The sequence below is a fragment of the Citrobacter sp. genome, assembly GCF_050252275.1.
Classification (GTDB): Bacteria; Pseudomonadota; Gammaproteobacteria; order Enterobacterales; family Enterobacteriaceae; genus Citrobacter_A; species Citrobacter_A amalonaticus.
The window spans coordinates 1-9333 of the sequence record NZ_JBFWLF010000183.1 but is presented as its reverse complement, the minus strand read 5'-3'; the positions used below and the strand labels follow the sequence as shown (position 1 = coordinate 9333).

General features: G+C 54.8%; 9 protein-coding genes. 2 read left to right on the top strand and 7 right to left on the bottom strand.

From position 1 onward, the window contains the following. Positions 1-228 precede the first annotated feature (228 nt). From AB7E14_RS15360 to AB7E14_RS15335, 6 genes are all read right to left on the bottom strand, one after another. Positions 229-504 (bottom strand): DUF3343 domain-containing protein, encoded by a 276-nt coding sequence (locus tag AB7E14_RS15360; RefSeq protein WP_042999294.1) that lies wholly within the window; start codon positions 502-504, stop codon positions 229-231. Continuing rightward, a complete protein-coding gene (yjiL, locus tag AB7E14_RS15355; RefSeq protein ID WP_042999295.1) occupies positions 501-1268 on the bottom strand; it encodes a putative 2-hydroxyacyl-CoA dehydratase activator YjiL in 768 nt (255 codons plus the stop codon). The genes AB7E14_RS15360 and yjiL overlap by 4 nt, the downstream gene beginning before the upstream one ends. A 9-nt stretch (positions 1269-1277) precedes the next feature. Continuing rightward, a complete protein-coding gene (locus AB7E14_RS15350) occupies positions 1278-2429 on the bottom strand; it encodes a double-cubane-cluster-containing anaerobic reductase (protein ID WP_042999296.1) in 1152 nt (383 codons plus the stop codon). A gap of 96 nt (positions 2430-2525) precedes the next feature. Then, entirely contained in the window at positions 2526-2765 is a 240-nt protein-coding gene (locus AB7E14_RS15345; protein WP_042999297.1) for a DUF2164 domain-containing protein, read from the bottom strand. A 9-nt stretch (positions 2766-2774) separates the two neighbouring features. Continuing rightward, the gene (locus AB7E14_RS15340; protein WP_044326773.1) at positions 2775-4058 is read right to left on the bottom strand and encodes a DUF445 domain-containing protein; all 1284 of its coding nucleotides are present in this window, start codon (positions 4056-4058) and stop codon (positions 2775-2777) included. 50 nt (positions 4059-4108) lie between these two features. Then, entirely contained in the window at positions 4109-5035 is a 927-nt protein-coding gene (locus AB7E14_RS15335; RefSeq protein ID WP_044264488.1) for a LysR family transcriptional regulator, read from the bottom strand. 224 nt (positions 5036-5259) lie between these two features. Here AB7E14_RS15335 and AB7E14_RS15330 point away from each other — a divergent pair, with 224 nt between their 5' ends. Beyond that, the gene (locus tag AB7E14_RS15330; RefSeq protein WP_044253866.1) at positions 5260-6498 is read left to right on the top strand and encodes a dicarboxylate/amino acid:cation symporter; all 1239 of its coding nucleotides are present in this window, start codon (positions 5260-5262) and stop codon (positions 6496-6498) included. Positions 6499-6523: 25 nt separating this feature from the next. Continuing rightward, positions 6524-7714 (top strand): cystathionine beta-lyase, encoded by a 1191-nt coding sequence (metC, locus tag AB7E14_RS15325; protein ID WP_058587115.1) that lies wholly within the window; start codon positions 6524-6526, stop codon positions 7712-7714. 30 nt (positions 7715-7744) lie between these two features. Here the strand turns inward: metC and mdtM are convergent, their stop codons facing one another. After that, the gene (gene mdtM / locus AB7E14_RS15320; protein ID WP_316962165.1) at positions 7745-8977 is read right to left on the bottom strand and encodes a multidrug efflux MFS transporter MdtM; all 1233 of its coding nucleotides are present in this window, start codon (positions 8975-8977) and stop codon (positions 7745-7747) included. Positions 8978-9333 lie beyond the last annotated feature (356 nt).

Here is a 9333-nt window from a genome sequence, read left to right as displayed (position 1 = left end):
TATCGGCATGGGAGTTATTGTCTTTGTCGGGCATGGCGTTACCAGATATGACATAACTCGCCCCCGCTATGAGTAAAGTAAGAAGAAGCATGATTCGCAGAGGTGAATTCAGATATCGGGCGGACAATCTCATTATTCTTCCTTAAATAAAATCAAAGACATTAAGGGAGAAAGTATAAAGATTAATCTTAATGAATCCTTAAACGGGTGATAATTGCATAGTGACATTTATCGTGGTTTCGCGGGGCAACGTGCTGGCGCGTCGAAGGTTGCCACACATTGCCAGTCGCCCTGCTCAAGGCGGTAGATTGATTCGGTGTGACCGGGGATCACCCACCGATCTTGTTCTCCGGGCTGGCAATGCAGGTAGACGCACAGTCCGCAGCCCCCGCGCAACTGGCGGGGAATGTCGGCGACCCGAAAGGTCACGCCTGCGGCCTGCAACGCTTTGCGGGTCTGGATCACGCCAACCGTCGAATGAAATAAAAACAGGTATTCCGTCATCCGCGCGTTCTCTGCCGCTGGCCGATCAGCGCCGCGCCGATGGCGCCGGCAAACTGCGCGTCCGGGTGGGTGTTTACCGGGATACCGACATGGCCTTCCAGCATCCGGGCAAACGCTGCGCAGTGGCTGACGCCGCCGGTAAACAGCAGTGGCCCTTCTGAAGAGAGTCGACCAATGAAATTGGCGCTGCGTCGCGCCATGGCATTGATCACCCCCGCGAGGATCGCTTCCGGGGCGATACCCGCAGAGCGCAGGCTAATCACTTCGGATTCGGCAAAAACGGTGCACATACTGCTGATGGCGTGCGGCGCAACGCCAGCGGTAATGGTATCGAGTTGCTCCACGCTGGCGCCCAGGGTGCGTGAAATGACCTCCAGAAAGCGCCCGGTGCCCGCCGCGCATTTGTCATTCATCAGAAAGTCGGTGAGGTTACCATCGTCATCCAGTTGGATCACCTTGCTATCCTGTCCACCGATGTCAATGACCGTGCGGGTGGCAGGTGCGAGCAGCCGCGCACCCAGTCCGTGACAGGAGATTTCCGTCACCTGCTTGTCGGCAAAATCAACCAGCTGGCGGCCATAGCCGGTTAAGGTCAGGTAGGGGCGCGTTTCCAGTCCTTCCGCGAGAACCTCCCAGGCCTCGCGGATGGCATCGGCAGGGCGGAATGGCGTCGGGCACAGGAAACGGCGCTCAATCACACCGCCGGTGAGTAAAATGCCTTTGGTCGCCGTCGAGCCGGAATCAATTCCTATCGAATACGTCACGCCTGCTCCTCACAGCATTTCAATAAAGGCCGCGACGCGGGTGCTGAGCTGGCCGACATCCGAGGTAGAGTAGTCGGTTTCAATGGCGATATAAGGAATGTTGTGTTGCTGGCGAACATGGCGCTTAATTGCCAGTGATTCAACGGCATAGGTATGACAGGCCTGCAAAATCACGTCCACCACGCCGTCTGCATGGTACTCTTCCACCATCTGGCTGAGCAGCGTCAGGCGCTGATCGTTTGGAGAGATGCATGAACAGCCGATGGCGAGATATTTGTCGGTGAGCGCCTCGTATACGTCACCAGTTTCCGCGACGCACTGCTCGGTCGCCTTCGCGCCGGTACAGTTTTCGTATCCCACCACCCAACCGCCGTTTTCCTCAATGGCGCGCACCACTTTTTCTGCCGCGCCGCCGATCGGACAGCCGGTGATCAGAATACGCGGACGGGCGTCCAGTCGTTTACCATCCTGCCATGCCTGGCGCACGCGTTCAGCCATGCTGTTCAGTTCGTCGATAAGGGCTTCTTTATCAAAGCGGAAGGTCGCGCCGTACACCACTTTCAGGATATCGCTGCCGCTCAATGCAGGGGGATTAAGCTGCCCGAGACGATAGAAATTCGCCAGTGCACGACGCTCACGGTTTTTGAGGACAATGGCGTCACGCAGTGCCGCTTCGGTAACCGGCGTCCCAAAGCGTGCTTCCACAGCCTGTTGCAGACGCAGAATTTCTGCTTTCCACAGCGCGCGTGAGGCGGCATCCTGGCTGCTGTTTGGCAACTGCATGACGTGAACGGCTTTGAACTCCGCCATATATTCGTACATTTTCTTTTTGCCATCGCAGGTGGTTTCACCTACTACCAGGTCGGAAAAGTAAAAATAGGGGCATTTGTCGGTTTTGCCGAAACCGTAGCTGCTTTTGATCAGCGGGCAGAGGTTGCGCGGTAGATCTTTTTCGGCTTCTTCGATGGTTTCATCCGACGTTGAGCACAGCGAGACCACCACCGCACCCGCCGCCATCGGGATCTCCTGCGGCATAAAGGTGCAATAGGTTCCCACCAGCGGGATACCCTGCTCTTTGAGATCCATCACGGTGAGAAAGCCTTTCTGGCGGGCTTCAGAGAACTGGTCGAAAATGGCGGGCAGATCGGTGATAAGCGACATGGATTTTCCTTCCCCGTGACACGGGAGATGTTAAAAGTGCTCGCATTATAACCATGTCAATGTTATGGGTTTATTGATCTCCCGCCAGGTAAGGCATTATAAAATCTTCTTCAGATCCATCTCTTCCTGGATGCGCTCACTCCAGGCCAGATGCGTGCGAATCGCCTCCTCAATGCCCGCGTTGTAGTACACAGGCCCTAGTTTTTCGCTAATGAAATCAATAAAAAACTCAGCGTCGAACTGTTCCAGCTCCAGTTCGAAATGATCGCGGCAGTAGTCTCTGAGCGCATCGCGCAGACCGTCGCGCTGCGCCGGGGAAAGGGTAATGTCAGCCATTTTTTCTCCTTAAAAAGTGGACAGTGCGGGCAGCAGTGAGGGAAGTTGCGATAACAGGTATAAGACCAGCCCGATCGTCCCGCCCACCAGCGTGCCGTTGACGCGGATAAACTGTAAATCTTTCCCAATGTTAAGTTCAATCTGCCGCGACATATCGCGGGCATCCCAGCTTTTCACCGTATCGCTGATGTGGCGGGTCAGGAAGGCGGCAAACTCCGGCGCCACCCGATGGGCGGCCTGCTCCAGATGGCCGTTGAGCGAAGCGCGCAGCGCATCGTCGGCGATCAGCGTTTCGCCAAACCACTGTCCGGCATGGGCGATTCGCTGCTTCACCCTGGAATCGTCGGCGTTGATATCCTGCTTCAGCCACTGACGTAAATCCGCCCACAGCTCGCCGAGGTAGCGGTTAAAGGCTTCATCTTCTTTCAGGTAATCTTTGATGCTTTCTGCCCGGTTCGCCATCTCCGGATCGTTTTTCAGTTTGTCGATAAGCCTGAACGTGGCGCGATCGAAGGCGTGGCGGATTTGATGCGCGCGATCGTGGCTGATGTCGTCGAGCAGCGAGTTCACCGCTTCCGATACCAGCTCCGCGCTGTGCTCGCCCAGCCATTCGGTAGGCAGAATTTTAGCCTTCAGCGGATGCTCGGTCTCCAGCCAGTGGACGATTTGCCGGGCGATAAAGGTCCTCGAACTGTCGCGCTGGAGGAGGGATATCAACTGGACGATCAGCGTATCGAGCAGAACCTGATGGCGATCGTTTTTGGTCATGCTTTCCAGCATCAGGGCGCTGGTGCCGGAGAGATCGACCTTATCAATCGCCTTATGCACCGCCCGTTTTAGCAGGCGCTGGATACGGGCATCGTCGGTCAGTTCCAGAAAACCGCTCATGATCTGCAACAGATGCTGTCCGACCCGCTGGGCGTTTTCCGGCTGGCTGAACCAGTTGCCAATCAGCAGCGCGGGTTCATGGCGGCGGATCAGCGCGACCAGGGACTGGGTGTCGAGGAATTTCTCCTGCACAAACTGCCCCAGATTCTCGCCGATGCGGTCCTTATTGCGGGGAATAATCGCCGTGTGCCGCGAAATGAACGGGAGAGGGACGCGGCGAAACAGCGCCACCACCGCGAACCAGTCCGCCAGGGCACCGACCATCGCCGCCTCGGCAATGGCTTTGATCCCGCTGACCCAAAAACCAGGCGGCAGGAAGAGGGTGATGACGAACGTAGTGGCCGCGATCAGCAGTAACGAAAGCGCCAGCAGTTTGGCGCGTTTGAGTTCAGCAATTTTATTCATACGCTTAAGGATAGAGCCAGACGGAGGGATCGTGCAAAAACAACCGGGGATCAGCCGGGGATCCAGTTGTCCCACGCTGGCAGTGTCCCTAACTCCGCGACCAAAAAATCAATAAACGAACGCACCTTCGGATTGCTATATTTGCTGGGGAAATAGAGCGCGTAAAGGGTGTGCGTTTCGCAGGCGATCGTGCCGTCGAGCATCAGCGGGGTGATCTCCTCTTTCTGGATATGATCGCCAATCAGATAGGTCGGCAGATAGGCCACGCCCTGATCTTCCAGCACCGACTTCAGCAGGACCAGGCTGCTGTTGGCCTGGATCGGCATATGCAGTTTTAGCTGATGCAGGCGATCCTGCTCGTCGGCAACCTTCAGAACTGGGGTCAGGCCAGGATAAACCAGACAATCGTGATCGACCAGATCGGTACGACGCAGCGGCATCCCTTTCTTCGCGAGGTAACCGGGGGAGGCGCAGTACGCCCAGCGGATCGGCACCAGTTTACGCGTGGCATAGTTTTGCGGCGGGGCGGTGGAGATGCGCAGGGCGATATCGAAATCCGTGTCGTTCAGATTGACGAAGTTATCGTTGAGATCGATATACAGGTTCACATCCGGGTATTGGGTGCGATATTTGTCCACCAGATTGACCAGTCGGGAATAGCCGAAGGCAATCGAACAGGTAATGCGTAATTCACCTTGCGGATTATGATAATAACCAGAGGTAGTATTAAGCGTTTCATCAAATTCTTTCAGTAATTTATTGGCCCGGTTAAACAAATATTGCCCGGCGTCGGTCAGCGTAATACTGCGGGTCGTGCGCTTAATTAATGTTGTCCCCAGCGTATCTTCCATTGCCGCCAGACTTTTACTGACCGCGGACGGTGACACGTTAAGTTGCACCGCGGCTTCAGATAAACCTCCGCAGTCCACAATCCGGACAAAAAACTCTAAGTGCTTGAGAGAAATGGGTGCGCTCATTGTTTCCTTTTGCTCATAAGTGATTTGCAAAAACGGTACGAATAGGCCGTTACATTGGGTTTTGAAACATGTAACTATTGAATCACAGGAAACGACATACGCACAAAATGAAAAAATAACAACTTAAGTGAGGTGCGTCACAAATAGTAAGGAGGCAAAAACAGAACGTCGCCAAATTGTGAATTTACTCTCATTTAATTCCATTCTTATAAAAGGTACCGATTATGTGGACACGACTCGAACCCTACAAATCGTCAATTATTTTATTACTTGCTCTGGTGGCAGGTGGTTTATTAGGGATTTTAGCCCCCGCGTTTGCCAGTAAACTCCAGCCGATAGGTCAGATTTTCCTGAACCTGTTATTTATGATTATCGTTCCGCTGGTGGGAATCAGCGTAATGTCCTCTATCGCCAGTATGACCGACCTGAAACGCTTAGGGCGAATTATGGCGATTATCTTTATCGTTTCCATCGCGATGGCGTTTATTCCGGCGGCCGGCATCGTGGCGTTAGCCCTGTGGTACAACCCGGCGCAGGGGGTCACTATCGATCTCTCGCAGTCCGTACAGGCGGGCAGCGGCAAGATGGATTTTGTCAGCATGATCACCACCAATGACTTTATTGGTCTGTTTTCTAAGTCGAATATTCTCGCGCTGATCGTGATGGCGATCATTGCCGGGATCGCGATTGGTCAGTCAGAACAGGCGGGTAAACGTATTGCCTCGCTGCTGGACGATGCCAACACCGTCATTATGAAGATCGTGTCGATCATCATGAAGGTCGCGCCGCTGGGGCTCGGTTGCTACTTTGCGGCGACGATGGCTAGCCAGGATTCCGGGCTGCTGCTCACCTTTGCCCGGGCAATTGGTCTGTTCATGGTTGCCACGCTGGCTTACTACATTTTCGGCTCTATTCTCTACTCTTACATTGGCGGCGGCGTACCGGCGGTGAAGGCCTTCTGGCGTCACGCCATTGAGCCTTCTGTCACGGCGCTGGGTACCTGTTCTTCGCTGGGCACGCTGCCGGTGACGCTGCGCGCGGGCAAAGCGATGGGGATTAACCCGGAAATTGTGGATGTCTCGATCCCACTGCTGGTCAACCTGAACAAAGGCGGCGTGGCGATGATTGCGGCGCTGAAGATCGTCTTTATTTACTCGGTGCTGGGGATTCCATTCACCACGGAAACCTTCTTCCTGACCATGCTGATCGCCGTGCTTTCCGCGATTATCGTCGGCGGCGTACCGGGCGGGGCGTTCCTTGGGGAGATATTTATCGTCACCACGCTGGGACTGCCGATGGAAACCATTCCGATGTTGGTGGTGCTGGGTACCATTACCGATGCCCCGGCGACGCTAATTAACGTGATTCATGATTTGAATGCGGCACAAATTGTAGAACGCTTCTCCGGGAAAAAGTCGGTGAATGCAGAGATGAATGCGACGGCGACGGCCGCCGAGGTTTAACGCACGGATTAAGGATAAGAAGGTTATGAAAGATTCAGTGAAACTCGAAACCCAGTTGGTCATCGCCGGACGCGATAAACGCTATACCCAGGGCGCGGTAAACCCGGTTATCCAGCGCGCCTCTTCGCTGGTGTTTGATACCGTGAAGGACAAAAAATTCGCCACCGCCAATCGCGCAAACGGTGAGTTGTTTTATGGTCGTCGCGGCACTTATACCCACTTCGCGTTTCAGAAAGCGATGAGCGAACTGGAAGGCGGCGCCGGCTGTGCGCTCTATCCGTGCGGTGCGGCGGCGGTGACAAACGCGATCCTCGCGTTTGTACAACGTGGCGATCATCTGCTGATGACCGGGGCGGCATATGAACCAACACAGGATTTCTGCAATAAGATCCTGAGCAAATTCAACGTCGAAACGACGTACTACGATCCGATGATCGGCGCCGGAATTGTCGATCTGATCCGCCCAGAAACCAAAGTGGTGTTCCTTGAATCACCGAGCTCGATCACCATGGAAGTGCAGGATGTGCCGGGAATGGTGAAGGCTATTCGTGCGGTGAACCCGGAGATCGTCATTATGATCGACAACACCTGGGCGGCTGGCGTGTTGTTTAAGGCGCTGGACTACGGCGTGGATATCTCGATTCAGGCAGGCACCAAATACACGATTGGTCACTCTGACGGCATGCTGGGAACGGCGGTATCCAACGCCCGTTGCTGGGACCAATTGCGTGAAAACTCGTATCTGATGGGGCAAACGCTGGATGCCGATACCGCGTATAACGGCAGTCGCGGCCTGCGTACGCTGTCGGTGCGTCTGAAGCAGCATCAGGAGAGTAGCATTCAGATTGCCCGTTGGCTGTCGGCACGCGCAGAAGTGGCGCGGGTGAATCATCCGGCACTGCCGGAGTGTCCGGGCCACGAATACTTCACGCGTGATTTCAGCGGCAGTTCTGGTTTGTTCTCGTTCGTGCTGAAAAAGCGACTGACGGATGAACAGTTAGCGAACTTCCTCGATAACTTCTCGCTGTTCCACATGGCTTACTCATGGGGCGGATTTGAGTCGTTGATTCTGGCGAACCAACCGGAAGAGTTGAACAGCATTCGCCCGGCCGGTGAGGTTGATTTCAGCGGGACGCTGGTGAGGGTGCATATCGGTCTGGAAGATGTCGGCGATTTGATTGCCGACCTTGAAGCCGGATTTGCCCGCATTGCTTAAAAAAACGGCCCCGCATGGCGGGGCCTGATTTTACTTCTCTGTTGCCAGTTCCGTTGCGTGATACTGGCGTACCCGCGTTAACAACCCTTTCAACGTGAATACCACCGCCACTCCCGCAATGACCGCCAACAGGTGAAACGGGATCCGACCGCCGTTAAACCACAGTCCGCGACCGATTTCGACGGAAACGGCCATCACCGCCAGTATGACCATGTTCAGCGAGGCCGACACGGTTCCTTTCGGCAGGTTGTTGGTAAACAGCGTGAAGCGGAACAGCGTCGGGAAGATTAGCCCAATGCCAAACGCATACAGACTGGTGCCCAACACCGACCACAGCCACACGTGAGGCCAGAGCAGGTTCCCGGCGATCAGTACAAACAGGCCGCTGAGCTGAATGGGCACCGCACGCCAGATAAAGCGCGGGTTGGTCGGATCTTTCACAAAACGAGCAACGACCATGTTGGCGACGATGACCGCACCGAACACCGGAACCTGTACCCAGGCGAACTGGGAGGACGTCATGCCACCCGCGTCGATCAGGATCACCGGGGAAACGGCGACCCAACTCATCATTGGGATGTAACTTAGCGAGATCGTGGCGACGCCAAAGAGGAACACGCGGTTGCGAAAGACATCGCGAAAATCGCGTACGACGCTGATCGCACTAAACGGCACCGCGCCGCGCTGGACCGTCTCCGGCATCGCCAGCAACAGGCCCATAAAGGCGATAAAACCCATTACCGCAATAATGGCGAACAGCACCTTCCAGTGGACGAAGTGCATCAGCGCCGCACCGGAAAGCGGGCCAATGATCGGCGCTACCAGCACGATAGAGGTGATGATTGCCATCAGCTTGATGGCTTTCGTTTGTCCGAACGCCTCCTGCACCGTGACGTAGCCGACCGTCGCGATAAAGCAGATGCTGGTGCCCTGCACCACGCGCGCGATCAGAAACTGTGTCATTGAAGTGGTGAACAGCGTGGCGGTACAGGCGAGGGAAAAAATGAGCGCCCCCGTGACCAATACCGGACGACGACCGATCCGGTCGGAAAGCGGCCCCAGCAGCCATTGCAGCGCCATCCCTCCGGCGAGATAGAGACTGACCGCCGCCGGCGCCAGACTGACATCGGCATCAAACTCCCGCACGACGTTGATGATGCCCGGCTGAATCAGGTCCGTCGACAGATAGGCGGCAAAATCGTACAGAATCAGCGCCATCGGAAAGAGCAGCGTCGTGGCGTGCCGCTTGAAAAACTCAATAATCCATTGCATACAAAACGAACTCCATGTGGAGAACCCCTTAACGGGAACAACGAAATTCAATACTGTCACAGGGACATCAGGCAGAAAAGAGAGAACAGCAGACTGCGGATGTACTGAATTTCATGTAATCAAAAGCACTGCCCATGAGAATCACAGACAGGGGAACACATTCTGACGCTTGTCAGAATGTGTAGCGATTACAGATGGTTATCAGCACATCACACCTCGGGAAAAGTAAGTTGAACGGAAAATATACAGCTTAAGTGTCTTTATAATTTGATGTTAGTCAATAGAATGGGCTGTATTCATTCAGTATCTCAATGAGCTACGGGAAGAGAAAGCGCCAGACGATCCCG

Coding starts and splice junctions, on each gene's coding strand:
- metC (WP_058587115.1), top strand. CDS start 6,524: ATGAAAGATTCAGTGAAACTCGAAACCCAGTTGGTCATCGCCGGACGC.
- AB7E14_RS15330 (WP_044253866.1), top strand. CDS start 5,260: ATGTGGACACGACTCGAACCCTACAAATCGTCAATTATTTTATTACTT.
- AB7E14_RS15360 (WP_042999294.1), bottom strand. CDS start 504: ATGACGGAATACCTGTTTTTATTTCATTCGACGGTTGGCGTGATCCAG.
- AB7E14_RS15345 (WP_042999297.1), bottom strand. CDS start 2,765: ATGGCTGACATTACCCTTTCCCCGGCGCAGCGCGACGGTCTGCGCGAT.
- AB7E14_RS15335 (WP_044264488.1), bottom strand. CDS start 5,035: ATGAGCGCACCCATTTCTCTCAAGCACTTAGAGTTTTTTGTCCGGATT.
- AB7E14_RS15350 (WP_042999296.1), bottom strand. CDS start 2,429: ATGTCGCTTATCACCGATCTGCCCGCCATTTTCGACCAGTTCTCTGAA.
- AB7E14_RS15340 (WP_044326773.1), bottom strand. CDS start 4,058: ATGAATAAAATTGCTGAACTCAAACGCGCCAAACTGCTGGCGCTTTCG.